Annotated in this window: 16 protein-coding genes; 10 read left to right on the top strand and 6 right to left on the bottom strand. The window is 42.4% G+C overall.

Annotated features, from left to right (window positions below):
- Positions 1–2 precede the first annotated feature (2 nt).
- Positions 3–1217, bottom strand: a complete 1215-nt coding sequence (gene sucC / locus G460_RS0105135) for an ADP-forming succinate--CoA ligase subunit beta (RefSeq protein ID WP_026954358.1) — start codon at positions 1215–1217, stop codon at positions 3–5.
- 151 nt (positions 1218–1368) lie between these two features.
- On the opposite strand from sucC, the gene G460_RS0105130 reads away from it, so the two are divergent.
- From G460_RS0105130 to G460_RS0105105, 6 genes are all read left to right on the top strand, one after another.
- On the top strand, positions 1369–2019 hold the full coding sequence (locus G460_RS0105130; protein WP_026954357.1) for an ABC transporter ATP-binding protein: 651 nt from the start codon (positions 1369–1371) through the stop codon (positions 2017–2019).
- Positions 2020–2128: 109 nt separating this feature from the next.
- Entirely contained in the window at positions 2129–2932 is an 804-nt protein-coding gene (locus G460_RS0105125) for a DMT family transporter (RefSeq protein ID WP_026954356.1), read from the top strand.
- 182 nt (positions 2933–3114) lie between these two features.
- Positions 3115–4602, top strand: coding sequence for a nicotinate phosphoribosyltransferase (locus tag G460_RS0105120; RefSeq protein ID WP_026954355.1), 1488 nt, complete (start codon positions 3115–3117; stop codon positions 4600–4602).
- A complete protein-coding gene (gene pncA, locus G460_RS0105115) occupies positions 4589–5218 on the top strand; it encodes a bifunctional nicotinamidase/pyrazinamidase (protein ID WP_026954354.1) in 630 nt (209 codons plus the stop codon). The genes G460_RS0105120 and pncA overlap by 14 nt, the downstream gene beginning before the upstream one ends.
- Before the next feature lie 5 nt (positions 5219–5223).
- Complete coding sequence (locus G460_RS0105110; protein WP_026954353.1) at positions 5224–5736, top strand: acyl-CoA thioesterase; 513 nt, start codon at positions 5224–5226, stop codon at positions 5734–5736.
- A 341-nt stretch (positions 5737–6077) separates the two neighbouring features.
- Positions 6078–6665: a hypothetical protein gene (locus tag G460_RS0105105; protein WP_157366861.1), complete on the top strand. Its 588-nt coding sequence runs from the start codon at positions 6078–6080 to the stop codon at positions 6663–6665.
- A gap of 51 nt (positions 6666–6716) precedes the next feature.
- Here the strand turns inward: G460_RS0105105 and G460_RS0105100 are convergent, their stop codons facing one another.
- Positions 6717–7196, bottom strand: a complete 480-nt coding sequence (locus G460_RS0105100; protein ID WP_026954351.1) for a hypothetical protein — start codon at positions 7194–7196, stop codon at positions 6717–6719.
- A 575-nt stretch (positions 7197–7771) separates the two neighbouring features.
- On the opposite strand from G460_RS0105100, the gene G460_RS0105090 reads away from it, so the two are divergent.
- Entirely contained in the window at positions 7772–8359 is a 588-nt protein-coding gene (locus G460_RS0105090; RefSeq protein ID WP_026954350.1) for a hypothetical protein, read from the top strand.
- Positions 8360–8414: 55 nt separating this feature from the next.
- On the opposite strand, the gene G460_RS0105085 is transcribed toward G460_RS0105090, so the two are convergent.
- A complete protein-coding gene (locus tag G460_RS0105085) occupies positions 8415–9641 on the bottom strand; it encodes an ADP-ribosylglycohydrolase family protein (protein WP_026954349.1) in 1227 nt (408 codons plus the stop codon).
- A complete protein-coding gene (locus G460_RS0105080) occupies positions 9638–10597 on the bottom strand; it encodes a phosphotransferase (protein ID WP_026954348.1) in 960 nt (319 codons plus the stop codon). Before G460_RS0105080 ends, G460_RS0105085 begins: the two co-directional genes overlap by 4 nt.
- Before the next feature lie 151 nt (positions 10598–10748).
- Between G460_RS0105080 and G460_RS0105075 the strand changes: the two genes are divergently transcribed.
- The 3 genes from G460_RS0105075 to G460_RS0105065 all read left to right on the top strand — a co-directional run bounded on the left by G460_RS0105075 (position 10749) and on the right by G460_RS0105065 (position 14420).
- A complete protein-coding gene (locus G460_RS0105075; protein WP_026954347.1) occupies positions 10749–11906 on the top strand; it encodes an acyl-CoA dehydrogenase family protein in 1158 nt (385 codons plus the stop codon).
- 47 nt (positions 11907–11953) lie between these two features.
- On the top strand, positions 11954–13639 hold the full coding sequence (locus G460_RS0105070) for an AMP-binding protein (protein WP_026954346.1): 1686 nt from the start codon (positions 11954–11956) through the stop codon (positions 13637–13639).
- Positions 13640–13802: 163 nt separating this feature from the next.
- Positions 13803–14420, top strand: a complete 618-nt coding sequence (locus G460_RS0105065) for a hypothetical protein (RefSeq protein ID WP_157366860.1) — start codon at positions 13803–13805, stop codon at positions 14418–14420.
- 22 nt (positions 14421–14442) lie between these two features.
- On the opposite strand, the gene G460_RS0105060 is transcribed toward G460_RS0105065, so the two are convergent.
- Positions 14443–15375: a UDP-glucuronic acid decarboxylase family protein gene (locus G460_RS0105060; protein WP_026954344.1), complete on the bottom strand. Its 933-nt coding sequence runs from the start codon at positions 15373–15375 to the stop codon at positions 14443–14445.
- A 99-nt stretch (positions 15376–15474) separates the two neighbouring features.
- Positions 15475–16650 (bottom strand): mannonate dehydratase, encoded by a 1176-nt coding sequence (gene uxuA, locus G460_RS0105055; protein WP_026954343.1) that lies wholly within the window; start codon positions 16648–16650, stop codon positions 15475–15477.
- Positions 16651–16663 lie beyond the last annotated feature (13 nt).

The raw sequence follows: 16663 nt of genomic DNA, 5'->3' as shown, positions 1-16663 counted from the left end.
TTTTAGCCTTGAAGTACAGCCTGTACTTTCTCAGCAGCTTCTTTCAATGTAATTGCAGAGGCAACTTTCAATCCAGACTCATCGATGATTTTTGCACCTTGTTCTGCATTGGTTCCTTGTAGTCTTACGATGATAGGAACTCTGATGTCACCGATGGATTTGTAAGCTTCTACTACACCGTTTGCGATACGGTCACATCTTACGATACCACCGAAAACGTTGATCAAGATAGCTTTTACATTTGGATCCTGAAGGATGATTCTGAAACCAGCCTCTACAGTAGTAGCGTTTGCTCCTCCTCCTACATCTAGGAAGTTGGCAGGCTCACCGCCAGAAAGCTTAATCATATCCATGGTAGCCATTGCCAAACCGGCACCGTTTACCATACATCCTACGTTACCGTCCAGTTTAACGTAGTTCAAGCCAGACTTACCAGCTTCTACTTCCAAAGGATCTTCTTCAGCCAAATCTCTCAAGTCAGCTAGGTCTTTGTGACGATACAAAGCATTGTCATCCAAGTTTACCTTTGCATCTACTGCCAAGATTTTATCATCGGATGTCTTCAATACAGGGTTGATTTCAAACTGAGAAGAGTCAGTTGCTTCGTAAGCTTTGTAAAGAGCTGCGATGAACTTGACCATTTCTTTGAACGCATTGCCAGTCAATCCCAATTTGAAAGCTACTTTTCTTATTTGGAATCCCTGAAGTCCAGTTTTAGGATCGATCCACTCTTTGATGATTTTCTCAGGGGTATTTTCAGCTACCTCTTCGATATCCATTCCACCTTCGGTAGAAGCCATGATCACATTAGATCCTGTGGCTCTGTCCAAAAGGATAGATAGGTAATATTCTTTTGGCTCGGAATCGCCCGGATAGTATACATCCTCAGCTACCAATACCTTATTTACTTTTTTGCCTTCGGCACCTGTCTGGTGAGTAACCAAAGTACCTCCCAAAATATTCTTGGCCTTTTCGGAAACTTCCTCCAATTTCTTGGCTAAAACGACACCGTTAGAACCTGTCTCTTGGATTTTTCCTTTTCCTCGACCACCAGCGTGGATTTGAGCTTTGATCACATACCAGGAAGTTCCGGTCTGAGCGTTTAGTTTTACTGCTGCTTCATGGGCGGCCTCAGGTGTGTCGGCTACTATGCCCTCCTGAATTCTTACGCCGTAACCTTTTAATACTTCTTTAGCCTGATATTCGTGAATATTCATCCTCTAAAATTTTTTGGCGAAGTTAAGTTCTACGGATGGATAAATCAACTTATGATTTTGCCTTTTTTCGCAAATAAACCCATTATTTGCCTTTGGGATAGAGAGGAGCGCAAGGATTTATACTAATTTTAGCATTGAAAAAAATAATAGCATGTTGATAGCCAGAGACATCCATAAGTCCTATGGAAATCTCCACGTATTGAAAGGAGTGAACTTGGAAATTTCTCCTGCTGAGATTGTTTCCATAGTCGGTTCTTCGGGAGCAGGAAAAAGCACCTTACTTCATATTCTGGGTACCTTGGACCAGCCTGATTCAGGTCAGGTCAGTATGGGAGGACGAGATCTTTCCCGGATGAAATCAGAAGAGTTAGCCAAGTTTCGAAACGAGCAAATCGGGTTCATTTTTCAGTTTCACAATCTGCTGCCAGAATTCACTGCACTCGAAAATATCCAGATCCCAGCTTTTATCCAGGGGAAGAGCCCTACACAAATTGAAAAGAAAGCCGGTGAGCTTGCCGAATTGCTGGGAATCTCTTCTCGCTTGGATCACAAGCCTTCTAGTCTTTCTGGAGGTGAACAGCAGCGTGTGGCTGTTGCCAGAGCTTTGATCAATAGTCCTCAAGTGGTCTTTGCGGATGAGCCAAGTGGCAACTTAGATACTCAAAATGCGAGAGCATTACATGAGTTGTTTTTTACCTTGAGAAAGGAGTTGGGGCATTCCTTTGTGATTGTCACACACAATGAGGAGCTTGCAGGCATGGCCGATCGCAAGGTGGAGATGAAGGATGGGGATATTTTGTAAATGGAATCGTAAATTTGAATGGCTTTGGTGAACTGATTTGTTAGAAATTTCCTTTTGCTAAAAATCATCTTAAAACCACCATCTTTTGAAAATATCGAGCGTACAATCCATGCTATTGGCTGGGGTGTTTTTTGCTTTGATGAATGTGTCAGTCAAGTTCATCCCACACATTCCCGCCATAGAGATTATTCTTTTTCGCTCTTTATTTAGCCTGATCTTTAGTTTTGCGATCCTAAAGCAGCAGCACGTACCCGTCTTTGGGAATAACAAGAAACTACTGATTCTGAGAGGTGTAGTAGGTTCGATTGGCTTGATTACTTTCTTCTACACCTTACAGAAAATCCCTCTAGCCAGTGCAGTCACGATACAATATTTGTCACCGATATTTACGACCATCCTGGGAGTGTTTTTGGTCAAAGAGAAAGTCAAACCCATCCAGTTTCTGTTTTTTGCCATTTCTTTCGCCGGGGTATTGGTAGTGCAGGGATTTGACTCCCGTGTTAATCTCCTTTATGCCGGCATCGGAGTGACCTCTGCAATTTTCTCTGGCTTGGCTTATAATGTGATTCGCAAGTTGAAAAACACGGAGCATCCGCTCGTGATTATATTCTACTTTCCACTTGTAACCTTGCCCATTGCTGGGCTGGTGAGTTATTTTACTTGGGTGCAACCTGTAGGGTGGGATTGGGCGATCTTGCTATGGATCGGAATCTGTACCCAGACAGCACAGTATTTTATGACAGTCGCTTATCAAAATGCCAATGTAGCCAAGGTCTCCAGTATGACATATCTCGGTCTATTGTATGCGCTTTTCTTCGGCTTCCTGCTTTTTGGAGAGACCTTTGGAATGATGTCCTATGTAGGAATGGGATTGGTTTTGCTGGGTATTTTGTTGAATTTAAGAGTCAAATGAAATATATAAGTATCCGCAATTTGTCCAGCAGTCAAATTCCTATAATCAAAATGCTGGAAGCCTGGAGTATAAATAACTTGATATAAATAACTTGATCTAAAGTCCTATTGATAAGATATAGATGTTTCAGACAGAGCAATAAGCGGATTCATAGTAAAGATTAATTAGCCGAAATACTATTTATGAAGATAACCAAGGACCTCTATCAGGGTAGTTTAGCTTTACTGACTGATTTTTACCAGTTGACGATGGCTTATGCCTATTGGAAATCAGGGAAGGGAGAGCAAGAAGCGGTTTTCAATCTGTTTTTCAGGAAACATCCCTTTCAAGGTGGTTTCACCTTGGCTGCCGGATTGGATTACGTGATTGATTATTGCCGAAATTTCAAATTTGGGAAGGAAGACATTGCTTATTTGTCCAAAATGAAAGCACCTGACGGTTCGCCTCAGTTTGAGAAAGGTTTTTTGGAATATCTCGATCAGCTCAAATTTACCTGCGATATCGACGCCGTTGAGGAGGGAACAGTGGTATTTCCCAATGCTCCAATGATTCGAGTCAAAGGACCTTTGATCCAGTGTCAGCTTTTGGAGACGCCACTACTCAACTTATTTAACTTTCAAACCTTGATAGCGACCAAAGCTGCCCGAATCAATCTGGCTGCAAAAGGTGAACCTGTCTTAGAGTTTGGTTTGCGTAGGGCGCAGGGGATTGATGGAGCTCTGGCAGCAAGTCGGGCGGCATATATTGGGGGTTGCACATCTACTAGCAATGTGATGGCGGGAAAGCTCTTCGGTATTCCGGTGTCAGGCACACATGCTCATAGCTGGATCATGTCTTTCGAGAGTGAATTGGAAGCCTTTGAATCCTATGCAGATGCTTTTCCAGATCAATGTGTGTTTTTGGTAGATACCTATGACACAATCAATGGAGTGAAAAACGCCATCAAAGTCGGCGAGATTTTGCGAAGCAAAGGAAAAGAGATGATCGGAATTCGGATAGACAGTGGTGATCTGGCCTATTATTCTAATCAGGCCCGTGAAATGCTCGATGAGGCAGGCTTTCCAAATGCAAAAATCGTAGCTTCCAATGATCTGGATGAGCACATCATTTCTTCTCTCAAGGGGCAGGAGGCTTCAATCAATGTGTGGGGAGTCGGTACCAAACTGGTCACTGCTTACGATCAGCCGGCTCTTGGCGCGGTGTATAAGCTTTCTGCAGTCAAGAATGAAGAAGGGGAGTGGCAGCCCAAAATCAAAATTTCCCAACAATCGCTTAAGATCAATATCCCAGGAATTCACAATGTCAAAAGGTATTTTTCCAATGGAAAAGCAGTCTCTGATATGATTTATCTTGAAGATCAGGAGATCAATCCCAGAGGGACTGTAATCATCGATCCCATTGATGCTACTAGAAGAAAGCGGATCATGCCGGCGTTTTATCAGGAAGAGCAACTGCTCAAGCCAATCTTCAAAAATGGAAAGTTGGTCTATAAAACTCCCAAAATCCAAGCGATCCGAGAGAGAGCTCAGGCGCAACTGGCATCTTTTGACAAAACACATAAGCGTCTGGTCAATCCGCACCTCTATCCCGTGGGTTTGGAGGAAAATCTACATCATATGCGGATGGAACTTGTGCTGAAAGCTAAAAAACTAGAAAATGGAGAAGATTAATGAATCAAAAGCACTGGTCATCGTCGATGTTCAGTACGATTTTTTGCCTGGTGGAGCCTTGGCTGTCAGTGAAGGGGATGAGATCATCCCGGTGATCAACGAGCTTCAGGAGAAGTTTGATTTGATCATAGCTACCCAGGATTGGCATCCTGAGAGCCATCAGAGCTTTGCTTCCAGTCATCTTGGGAAGACCCCTGGAGATCTGATAGACTTGCATGGGCTAGATCAGATACTATGGCCGGATCACTGTGTGCATTATACTAAAGGAGCTCAGTTTGCTGCGGAACTGAATCAGACTAGTTGGGATTCTATTTTTCAAAAAGGGAAAAATCCAGAAGTAGATTCGTATTCCGGTTTTTTTGACAATGCAAGACGTGGAGATACGGGCCTCGGTGACTACTTACAATCCAAAGGAGTGAAACAAGTATATATAGTGGGACTGGCGCAGGACTATTGTGTGAAGTTTACAGCCTTAGATAGCCAAAGTTTGGGCTTTGAAACATACTTGGTCACGGATGCCACTCGCCCTGTCAATCTTTCTGAAAAGGATGGAGACTTGGCTTTGAATGAAATGAAAACGGCTGGAATACACTTGATTGAATCCGGCGAATTATAAGAACTATGTTTGAATACGATCCAGAAAAGCATTATCCCAAAGAGACAGAAAGTAGGGTGGTCATCCGGTTTCAAGATTGCGACCCTTTGAGACACCTTAATAATGCCAAATACTTTGACTATTTCTTCAATGCCAGGGAAGATCAGGTACCCAAACTCTATGGTTTGGAGATCATTGACCTGATTAGGAAGTACAAGGCTGCGTGGGTCATCTACAATCACAACATCAGCTACGTAAAACCTGCTATGGTAGGAGAGTGGGTGAGGATCATGAGTCGGATCATTTGGCACAATCACAATACCATCGTAGTCGAATATTACATGACGGATGATTCCAAGACGCAATTGAAGACTCTTTTGTGGTCTACCATGCGCTATGTGACTATGGCAGAAGGCAAGTCGACAGATCATGCTGGAGCTGTCATGGATTTTCTCAAAGCGACTTCTGACTCTATCGATATCACTCAGATGTCGATCAAAGAGCGGATCAAACAGATCTCATTAGAACTCAAAAAGTGAAATGAGTGAATCCGATCGGACAAAGCTTGTACGGTTTCGTACAGGTTGTTTTATTGAAATCAGAATGAAAATAATTTTATAGAACTTTTTTTAAAATTTAATTCTGAAAATTTTCCTTAAAAAATGTAACCTTTTCAACAGCTGAAAATGCCAGTTTGGGCAGAGATAGGCCGTTTTTTAAAATGTAAGGGATTGAGAAGTCTTGATTTTTTAGACTTTTAAGAGAGCTGTTTTTCTTAATTTTTTTAAAAATATGCTTTTCAAAAATGGGGATTAAGATTCATGAAATTTGGTTTGGTATGCCATTGGAAACAAGGAGAGCATATCTAAACCAACGAAAAATGAAAACTTTATTATCACTAGTAGCAGCTGGACTTTTGGCTAGTACAAGCATAGCAAACGCCAGCAATGAAGATCTGAAAGAACTAGCCAATGTAGTGGCTAAGGATCAAAAAGTATCTCTTCACTTGGACGAAAAGAGCGGGCCAGTAAAAGTAGCTTTGCTAGATCAAAACGGGAAAGTGCTAAGCAAAACAAAAGTGAGAGACTACGAGAAGAGTGTTGTTCTTCCTTATAACCTTGAGAACTTGCCGGAAGGGAACTATTCACTTAAAGTGAGCTCAGAGGATGAGGAGATGGTCTATGACTTCGTATCCAAAAAATCTGAATTGCAGCCGGTAGCTCCGAGCATGATGGCCTATGGCAAAGAAATAGGAAAAAATGCTTTGAGAGTGACTGTGATCGGATTGGATTCACCGGGTGTCGAAGTTACGATCCGTGAGAAGTTCTCCAATAAGCTACTTCACAGCGAAACCGTCAGCCAGGCAGAAGGCTTTACGAAGGTTTACAAATTTGAGAATATCGACACGTCCGATATCATGGTCGAAGTCAAAAACAATAAAGGAACTATGAAGTCCCTCTATTTTTAAATTGACCGAACTACCTGCAAAAAAAAAGCCATCCCCAAAGGATGGTTTTTTTTATTCTTCCAATTTGAGATAGTGAAGATAGGGGCCATCGCATGGAGCGGAACTGATATTTACCAGTTGCCCATCTTTTGAAATATGTAAGTATTCTTTTTCAACTTCCCCACTGGAGCAATTTTCGGCATAGCCATCTCCTTCTAGAAACATAAGGATTACGACTCCTATATACTTTTCCTCGAAATTCTCAGTTACGGATTCTATAGTGTAAGTGCCTGTGCTTTCGCTCTTGTATTGATCTTCTTCAGTAGTTTTCGAGAAGTGCCCGTCATTGGTGAATGTATAGTGCTGTTTTCTTTTTAGATCATCTCCTTCGATGACTATTTGGATCATGGACCCGACAATTTTCACCAACTCCCATTTTCCTTCGACATAGGACTCTGTAGGATCGATGATCAGTTCGGGATTGGCATCTGTCTGAGCACATGCGCCTAGCATATAAAAAACTAAAATAGGGAGGAGATGAAATCTTTTCATTGTAGTTGATTTGATTTTCACTAATACGTTTTGTGAAATCTATTTGCAACAAGATTTTCTGGAATCAAACGAGCAAGTCTTTAACTATTTCTAAATGGATGGCTAGGTTATTTGAGGGTGAAGAAGTAGTAGAAGACATCACTTTTCGGACTTTTTTTCTTCACAAAACCTTGATTTTCAGCCTTCGCAATCGATTGAGTGTTCGTTTTCTTTGTGTCAGAGCGGACAAGGACTGTACATAGGCGTACAGGTTTTGAATAGGGGCGAACTTTGATTTATGTCAAAACTATTTTTTTGAAAATTATTTTTCCTTAACAAACACAATAAGGTGTAACCTGGCCTTTTCTCGAAAACTAAACAAATGTGTACGGGTCTGAGACAGTCGGACAGTGATCTGCCTAGGAAGTGGACAGAAAACATTAAAAAATGATGAAGTTGACCGAATAATATTTTGCCTAAATCTTAATTTTTCTAAATATCCAAATTTTTCTGAAGCCAGCTTTCTAATGGTTTTTGGCTTTTGGTATGGGCTTGGCAAGTAGTCTAGCACAACACGACAACAAAAACCAACTACTATGAAAACTTTATTCACATTCGCACTAGCCGGACTTTTAGCCACTGGCGCTCTGGCTTCCAATGACAACGAAGATTTAATGGCACTTTCTGATGCGAGAGCTAAGTTCAAGAAAGTCAATGTATTGCTTAAAGAAGGGGTGGGAAAAGCCAAAGTGGCAATCCTCGACCAAAATGGTAAGATCCTGCATCAGCGGAGAGTAAAAGTCAGTGACCAACAAGTGCTGGTACCTTATGACCTCAATGACATGCCATGCGGAGAATATCAGGTGAAGATTTCTACCGAAGATGAAGAAGTAACCTATACAGTGGAGACTTTTGAGAAAACTCCAGAAATCAGAGAATATCCGCTGATGGCCTACGGAAAAGTGATTGACGGTGAGACGATCAATCTGGCTGTGATAGGCCTGGCAGAGCCTGGAGTAGATGTGAAGATCCGCTATGAAGATTCTGATAAAGTCATCTACGCTGAGACTATCAATCACCCGGATGGATTTAGAAAAGACTACAAACTAGAAGGTGTCAATCCCGAAGACGTCTACTTGGAAGTGACTGATATCAAAGGAAGAACAAGAATCCTTCATTTCTAAACTAAACCAGCTATGAAGGAGCCCCGGAATTTCCGGGGTTTTTTTATGCCAAAAATTACCGAGACATGTGATCGCTGAGGTCTTTGGCCAGCTTTTTTAAGTCTTGATTCAGTATGGATTTATTGACAGATAAAACCTGAATTTTTTCTTTTTCTGGTAAAGCATCAAAGCCATAGAAAGCTCCTAGAATCCCACCGGCCAAAGCGGCTGTTGTATCATTGTCACGCCCATAATTGGTCAAGAATATCAAGGTATTCATGAATTCAAAATCTGCATAAATCATCGCTGTGATAGTCTGGAGGTAGATTTCCCCAGCATGAAACGGCATGTCTTGAAGTCTTAGATCCAGTTGCTCAAAGGCAAAATTCAAAGCAGGAGTTTCTGGATCAAAGTAAGTGCCCAAACTATCTTTGCTTTTTGCTTCACTAGCTATCCAGATGGCATCTTGGAGAATTCGATTTGCAGTCCTTCCTACCAGTCTACTTTGAAAATAATGGGAGGGATCCAGCTTTTGACTTGCCAGTAGGGAGTCTATGGTTGCGCCTTTTTTCATTCCTGCAGCAGTCATTGCAGCAGCGAGAGCAGACAAGTCTTTTGCGTAACCCAAATCATATATAGACAATTTGAAAGCCTCTTCATATGCTTTTTTTGGGTTGCCGGGGAAATACGCTCCCAAACTTGGCGCATACAATAGCCCTGCACAGACCATTTCTCCACCATAAAATCTACCCAAAGAATCCGCATAGCCCGACAAATCATTCTGGATATAAGGTTGGCTGACTTTTGCCCATTCCTGAAGCCAACCAACCCGGAGAAAAGCATTTTCGATTCCTTTTTTGTCCGAGCTGTCTAGTTCTGATAAGTGATCAAAATAGACTTTGTACTGCTGGTAGATATGAGAAGCAAAATCTTCTGGATGGAGTTCACTGGAAGGTTGAGTCAACAAGTATTCTCCCGCCAAAAGCTTCCATCGAGTATCATCTGTGGTGCCTCCAGCTGGTAAATCTGCTATCCAAATGCCTTCAGGTGATACCTCTCGAATCATAGTGTCCAAGCTAGTGACAAATCCGTAGGTTGCTCGAATGTCTTCCCTGGGCCACATTTCTGTGGGAGCTCCCATAGCGTCTCCTATGGCTGAGCCGACAATCATACCCAGAATTTTATCATTGAGTTCAGACTGCGAAAGTCCGGATTCGGCTAATTTGTCTAGGGGTTCTGGCTTGGGACTACTACAGGATACCACAAACCAAATAAGGAAAACTACGGAGAACTTTAACCTCATGATAATAAAAGTTTTCGGGCTTTTTCCATCAGGGCTTTCTTCTTCTCCAGGCTTAATCGCAAGGGCAATTGCGCGATGCCGATCAACCTTCTGAGTAACTCCACTCCTCGATAGTGATTGGTCAGACGCTCGTCATAGGGCAGAGTATAGCTTGATTTCAGCTCTTTTTCCAAAGATTCAGTGACGCCGCAGAAATCTCCATGAGCCAGAAATACGCCCAGATCAAATTCTTGGTCGCCAAGAAAGCTAAACTCAGGGTCAATGACTCTTACTTCCCCTGAAGAACTGATCCAGCTACCGGGGTAAAAATCTCCATGGAGCAGCGTCTTTCCGGAACTCAGATAGCGATCACCCAGTTGCTCGATCTTTTGCTTCATATCTGTATCCTTTTTCCATTCCAGACTCAATTCCTGAAGACCAGGTTGGATTGTGTCCAGGTCAAATCCATTCTCTTCTTGGAAAGGGAAATTGAATAGATGCTCATGGTTCAATTTTCTCATCTCTCTATTTTCTGGAAAAGAATGGACAGGTAGTCGATGCAATGCATCCAGATAGGTGACTAATGAGGTTATTTGTTCTGAAGTCAACTGCTTTTTTTGGGAGTACAAAACAGAAAAATCACCTTCATCCCCCAAGTCTTGGGTGATCAAGAGATGGTCCTGAGGGAAATAGCTTAGGATTTTTGGAGAAAGTCCTGCTAATACGGAGTCTGATTCGATTAACTTGAAAAAGTTGAATTCGACATCAATTCTGTCGATAGGGGCGGGAATCTGAGGGAATTTTCGAACGAAAGGCTTGGACTGCTTGACTATCACTGAGCGCTGATTGGTCACTACTCTCAAAACTACATTCATATTGCTTTCACCGGCAGGAGCTATAGAAATGATGGATTCTTCTGGATTCCAAATACCTAGGTGACTGAGGTCTTGTGGAAGAGAATCGTATGTTAATTGCATGAATTCAGATTTTTTGGATCGATCAAATTAAGGGGAATATTTAAATATTAGAACCAATATTTAGGTGGAATTGCTGAAATCAATAGTGTCTTTGAAGTTCTGAAATGCTGTATTTTTTTATTTTTGGAAGAATCTAAAAGATATAAACCCAATGTTTGGATTACCTAGAATGTTATTTACGGAAGAGCATGAGCTTTTTCGCCAAAGTGTCAGAGATTTTATAGCACGTGAAATCACACCCTACAATGCCGAATGGGAAAAACAAAAGATGGTATCCCGAGAATCGTGGTTGAAATTTGGAGAAAATGGTTTCTTGGGGATTCAAGCTCCAGAAAAGTTAGGCGGGCTGAATATTCAAGATTTTCGATACAATGCCATTCTGATAGAAGAGTTGGGCCTGAGTGGATGTTCTGGTCCAGCGATAGGATATCCACTTCACAGCGATATCGTGATGCCCTATATTCTGCATTACGCGACTTCTTCTGCTTTGGAAAAATACATTCCCAAAATGATCTCAGGAGAATACATCGGTGCTGTGGCGATGACTGAACCCGGTGCAGGATCTGATTTGCAAGGCATCCGGACATCAGCAGTAGATCAGGGCGATCATTATTTGGTCAATGGTTCCAAAACCTTTATCACAAATGGCTACTTATCGGACGTGGTGGTGGTTGCTGTGAAAACAGATCCCAGCAAGGGAGCAAAAGGGATTTCTCTGATTCTGATGGACAATGAGATGGCTGGGTATAGCAAGGGTAAACCGTTTGAAAAAGTGGGCCTTCATGCTCAAGATACCTGTGAATTGTTTTTTGAAGATGTGAAAGTTCCCAAGGAAAACTTACTTGGCAAAGAAGGAGAAGGGTTTAAATACTTGATGACTGAATTGGCACAAGAGCGGCTTGTGGTTGCTTTGGCGGCTGTGGCTCTCGGGGAATTTATGTTGGCATCGACCGTTCAATATGTGAAGGAGAGAAAAGCCTTTGGAAAGAGTCTTTCGGAATTTCAAAACACCCGGTTTAAATTGGCAGAAATGACCGCTGCATTGGAGCAAGGCAGGATATATTGCGACTATTTGGTTCAGTTGCACAATGAAGGCAAACTCGACTCTGCGATGGCTTCTGCTGCTAAATATAACATGACCGAACTCCAATGTAAAGTCGCCGATGAATGCGTTCAGCTACATGGTGGATATGGCTATATGTGGGAGTATGGAGTAGCTCGGGCCTATGCAGATGCACGTGTTCAGCGGATCTATGCTGGGACAAATGAAATAATGAAAGAGCTAATCGCCCGAAAAATTTTGAAATAAGAGTATATTCAAGCAAGAAAATAAGATCACCCAAATTAACCCTTGATATGAATAAATTTCCTTGGTTAGACCATTATCCCGCTGCGGTGGACAAAGAGGTGGATTGTACTGCCTACTCCAGTGTGGTGGATCTTTTTGACGAAAGCGTAGAGAAATATCAAAATGCAGTGGCCTATGAGTGCATGGGCAAGACAATGTCATTTAATGAATTAAAAGAGCAGAGTGCCAATTTTGCAAACTATCTCACACAGGTGCTCCAGCTCAAAAAAGGATCACGGATAGCGATCCAGATGCCCAATACGCTCCAGTACCCGGTGGTCATGTTTGGCGCTCTGAGAGCTGGGATGATCGTCGTCAACACCAATCCCCTTTACACTTCTTCTGAGATGAAGCATCAGTTTATCGATTCAGGAGCAGATGTGATCGTGATTGTGAGCAATTTTGCTCATAATCTGGAGAAAATAAGAAGTGAAATTCCTGCCAAACATATTATCCTTACCGAACTGGGGGATTTATTGGGAGGCTTGAAAGGAACGATTGTCAACTTGGTAGTCAAGCATGTCAAAAAGATGGTACCGGCATTTGATCTGCCTGGAGCTGTAAAACTCAAGTCGGCTTTGGCTCAAGGGGCAGCACATCCTTTTTCTCCACCCCAGATTTCACTGGACGATACTGCGTTTTTACAATACACCGGTGGTACTACAGGTGTGTCCAAAGGGGCTGAACTCACTCATGCAAATATCGTGGCCAATATGCAGCAGATTTCTGCCTGGATGAAGCCAAAACTGAAGGAGAGAGAAGAAGTAGTAGTGACGGCTTTGCCACTGTATCATATTTTTGCTTTGACTGTCAACTGCCTAGCAATGATGAAAATTGGTGCTCATAACCTTCTGATTACCAATCCAAGGGACATGAAGTCTTTTTGCAAAGATTTATCCAAGCATGAGTTTACTGTTTTCACCGGAGTGAACACCCTTTTCAATGGTTTACTCAATCAGGAATCTTTCCAAAAGCTAAACTTTCAGAAGCTGAAAATTGCTGTGGGTGGTGGCATGGCTGTCCAAAAATCAACCGCAGAAAAGTGGAAGAAATTAACTGGAGTACCACTGGCAGAAGGCTATGGACTGACCGAAACATCTCCTGTGGCTTCCTGTAATCCAATCGATGGGACGGAGAGAATCGGTACGATAGGCATTCCCCTTCCCAATACTGAAATGATCGTAGCCAATGATGAGGGAGAAGAAGTGGCAATAGGAGAGAGAGGCGAGGTGCTCATCAAAGGACCTCAAGTGATGAAGGGATACTGGCAGAAGCCTGAAGAGACTGCCCATGTAATGCATGGTGAATGGTTCAAATCGGGAGATATAGGAATTATGGATGAGGATGGCTTTTTCAAAATCGTCGACAGGAAGAAAGAAATGATCTTGGTGTCAGGATTTAATGTCTACCCGAATGAAGTCGAAGATTGTATCGCCTCTTGTCCAGGAGTTTTGGAAGTAGGAGTCATCGGAATGCCCGATCCTCGATCCACAGAGCGAGTCGTTGCTTATGTAGTGGCAAAGGATAAGAGCCTCACGGAGGAGCAGGTGATTGCTCATTGCCATCAGTCTCTGACAAACTATAAAATACCGAAAGAGGTGTACTTTACCGATGAATTGCCAAAATCAAATGTGGGTAAAATCCTGAGAAGAAAGATCAAGGAAGCTCATCTGGAAAAGAATCCAGTAGCCTAATCACATGGAGCCTGACCTGCCAAGTCAGGCTTTTTTTACCTCCTTAACTTCCCTTAACTCCCATTTTTTTATTCCAACCTAATGATTCCTTACTTTTCATCAACTAGAACTGATGAAAAGACTTTTTATATGCTTTGCTTTATTTTTGATTAGCCCGATTTGTTTGGCTAAGTATGAACCTTTGACTCTATATCACTTAGCTATCCAATCTGACAAAGTGGTGGTAGGGACAATAGTAGATGAAAGTTCAGAGTTTTTCACAATTCAAATTGAGAGGTCTTTGGACAATGATTGGGGCTTCTTAACCATTAGAAAGTTTCAAGACTGGACCTGTGCTGCAAGGTGGACACCCTATGAGGTGGGACAGAGACTTCTTTTCTTTTTGGTACAGAAGGAAGGTGTCCTTTATACTTTAGGTGCAGGAAATGAGGGAGAGATGCCTTTGAAAGATGAGAACGTTTATATTCCGGACCAATGTGTCACCAGCTATACATTTCTAAACACAGGCCAGGGTAGTGCTCAAGAAGAGGAGTTTATATGGGGTGTAAAGCCCAGGTACATTTTTGGAGGGAGATTTCACGGATTCGAACATAAGCTTTCCGATCTCTTAGAGCTTGTTGAAAAAATACGGTCTTGTTTTTGGATAGACGAGGGAAGTGAATGGCCTTATGAAAAAGGCTTTCGATGTGAGGAAGAAAAGCTCAAGCAGCTAAGTGAAAAGTCTCAACTCTTTCGATGGGCTTATCTGGATTTTAAAAGTCAAATAAAAAAAGCCATCTGAATTGGTCCAGATGGCTTTGTGTTTAAATAACTCCTTCGAAGTATTCGATGGTATTTTTCAATCCATCTCGAAGCTTGACGGTAGGTTCCCAACCCAGCTCTTTTTTAGCCAGATCGATTACAGGCTTTCTTTGCATAGGATCATCTTGAGGTAGTGGCAAGAATACCAGTTTGCTTTTCGAGTTGGTCAATTCTATGATCAAATTTGCCAATTCCAGCATGGTGAATTCTCCAGGGTTCCCGATATTCACCGGTCCAGTGAAGCCATCTCTGGAATTCATGAGACGATACATCCCTTCGATATTATCATCTACATAGCAAAACGAGCGAGTTTGTTTTCCATCGCCGTAGATCGTGATGTCTTGACCTTTGAGAGCTTGTACGATGAAATTGCTGACTACACGTCCATCATTGGGGTGCATACGCGGGCCGTAGGTATTGAAGATTCTCATGACCTTGATATCTACTCCGTGCTGTCTGTGATAGTCGAAAAACAGCGTTTCTGCACATCTTTTCCCTTCATCATAGCAGGCACGAATTCCCAAGGTATTGACATTACCACGATAGGATTCCGGTTGCGGGTGAATTTCAGGGTCTCCGTAAACTTCGGAAGTACTCGCTTGAAGAATTTTAATTTTCAATCGCTTAGCTAGTCCCAACATATTCATAGCTCCGATCACAGAGGTTTTTGTGGTCTGTACAGGATCAAACTGATAATGAATAGGAGAGGCAGGGCAAGCCAGGTTATAGATTTCGTCTACTTCTACAAACAGTGGATGAGTAATGTCATGCCGAAGTAGCTCAAAATTTTTATTGTCCAATAAGTGGTGAATGTTTCGCCGGTTTCCTGTGAAAAAATTATCGACACAGAGCACTTCATTTCCTTCTTTCAATAATCTGTCGCATAGGTGACTTCCCAAAAATCCGCCACCACCGCTTACTAAAACTCTTTTCATTTAGTCTAAGGAGAGGTTAAAATAGAACTGTTGCGAAAATAAGGATTAGTTTCGCATTTAGCATAAAAAAAGCCGGAACAGTACATTCCGGCTATCCTTTTACTTTTGGCGTACATACAGGAGAGCTGCCTCTATCCCCCTTATTTCAGCCAATCCTTTGAGACGGCCGATGGCTGAGTAGCCTGGATTTGTCTTTTTCTGAAGGTCATCGAGCATTTGATGACCGTGATCCGGTCTCATTGGGATGCTTTTTCCTCTTTTTTCCTGCACTTTGAGAATTTCATCAATCACTGCTTCCATAGGTACATTGCCGTCCAGATGATTGTCTTCAAAGAAATTGCCCTCTTCATCTCTTCTGGTGCTACGCAAATGGATAAAATTGATATGATCTCCAAACTCCGCGACCATGGCAGGAAGGTCATTGTCGGCTCTCACACCGTAGCTTCCAGTGCAAAAGCACAGTCCGTTGTGCGGACTTGAATTGTCTTGAATGATCCTGCGAGCATCTGCTGCTGTGGATACGATTCGAGGTAGGCCGTAGAGAGAGAAGGGGGGATCATCCGGATGAATAGTCAAATAAACACCTACTTCTTCTGCAACTGGAACTATGGCGTCTAAAAAGAGACGGAGATGCTCTTGAAGTTTGCGTTCATCGATACCATCGTAAGTCTTAAGCATATCCCTAAACTCATCCAGCGTATAGCCAATCTCAGATCCAGGAAGACCTTTCAATATATTATCTATGATCAACTGTTTTTTATCAGCATCCAACGCTTCGTAGTAGGCTTTGACTACTTCTATTTCTTCTTTGCTGTATTCGTCAAAAGCGGCTGGCCTCTCGAGGATAAATAAGTCAAAGGCCTGAACTGCTTTTTTCTCATAATACAAAGCCTTGGCACCATTTGGAAGCTCTCGGTAAAGATCTGTTCGAGTCCAGTCGAGAATAGGCATGAAATTATAGCAAACAGTAAATATGCCCTCAGAAGCCAAATTTCTCAAAGTTTGCTGATAGTTTGCGATCAACTCTTCAAAGTTTCCCGTGCGGGTTTTGATTCGCTCGTGGACTGGCACTGATTCGACGACAGACCAAGTCAGACCTGCATCTTCGATGACTTTTTTTCTAATCTGGATTTCCTCTACCGACCATACTTCTCCATTGGGGATATGATGCAGAGCGGTGACGATACCTGTAGCTCCGGCTTGGCGGATATCTCTTAAACTTACGGGGTCATTGGGACCATACCAGCGCATGGTTTGTTCCATTTTAGGAATCATATTGCTGTATTTT

The organism is Algoriphagus vanfongensis DSM 17529 (assembly GCF_000429465.1).
Taxonomy (GTDB): domain Bacteria; phylum Bacteroidota; class Bacteroidia; order Cytophagales; family Cyclobacteriaceae; genus Algoriphagus; species Algoriphagus vanfongensis.
The sequence above is the reverse complement of the archived record's forward strand: the minus strand, read 5'-3'. Positions and strand labels throughout refer to the sequence as shown.

Excerpts from the sequence above, each read along its gene's own strand:
- sucC (WP_026954358.1), bottom strand. The coding sequence starts at position 1,217 with ATGAATATTCACGAATATCAGGCTAAAGAAGTATTAAAAGGTTACGGC.
- G460_RS0105130 (WP_026954357.1), top strand. The coding sequence starts at position 1,369 with ATGTTGATAGCCAGAGACATCCATAAGTCCTATGGAAATCTCCACGTA.
- G460_RS0105125 (WP_026954356.1), top strand. The coding sequence starts at position 2,129 with ATGCTATTGGCTGGGGTGTTTTTTGCTTTGATGAATGTGTCAGTCAAG.
- G460_RS0105120 (WP_026954355.1), top strand. The coding sequence starts at position 3,115 with ATGAAGATAACCAAGGACCTCTATCAGGGTAGTTTAGCTTTACTGACT.
- pncA (WP_026954354.1), top strand. The coding sequence starts at position 4,589 with ATGGAGAAGATTAATGAATCAAAAGCACTGGTCATCGTCGATGTTCAG.
- G460_RS0105110 (WP_026954353.1), top strand. The coding sequence starts at position 5,224 with ATGTTTGAATACGATCCAGAAAAGCATTATCCCAAAGAGACAGAAAGT.
- G460_RS0105105 (WP_157366861.1), top strand. The coding sequence starts at position 6,078 with ATGAAAACTTTATTATCACTAGTAGCAGCTGGACTTTTGGCTAGTACA.
- G460_RS0105100 (WP_026954351.1), bottom strand. The coding sequence starts at position 7,196 with ATGAAAAGATTTCATCTCCTCCCTATTTTAGTTTTTTATATGCTAGGC.
- G460_RS0105090 (WP_026954350.1), top strand. The coding sequence starts at position 7,772 with ATGAAAACTTTATTCACATTCGCACTAGCCGGACTTTTAGCCACTGGC.
- G460_RS0105085 (WP_026954349.1), bottom strand. The coding sequence starts at position 9,641 with ATGAGGTTAAAGTTCTCCGTAGTTTTCCTTATTTGGTTTGTGGTATCC.
- G460_RS0105080 (WP_026954348.1), bottom strand. The coding sequence starts at position 10,597 with ATGCAATTAACATACGATTCTCTTCCACAAGACCTCAGTCACCTAGGT.
- G460_RS0105075 (WP_026954347.1), top strand. The coding sequence starts at position 10,749 with ATGTTTGGATTACCTAGAATGTTATTTACGGAAGAGCATGAGCTTTTT.
- G460_RS0105070 (WP_026954346.1), top strand. The coding sequence starts at position 11,954 with ATGAATAAATTTCCTTGGTTAGACCATTATCCCGCTGCGGTGGACAAA.
- G460_RS0105060 (WP_026954344.1), bottom strand. The coding sequence starts at position 15,375 with ATGAAAAGAGTTTTAGTAAGCGGTGGTGGCGGATTTTTGGGAAGTCAC.
- uxuA (WP_026954343.1), bottom strand. The coding sequence starts at position 16,650 with ATGATTCCTAAAATGGAACAAACCATGCGCTGGTATGGTCCCAATGAC.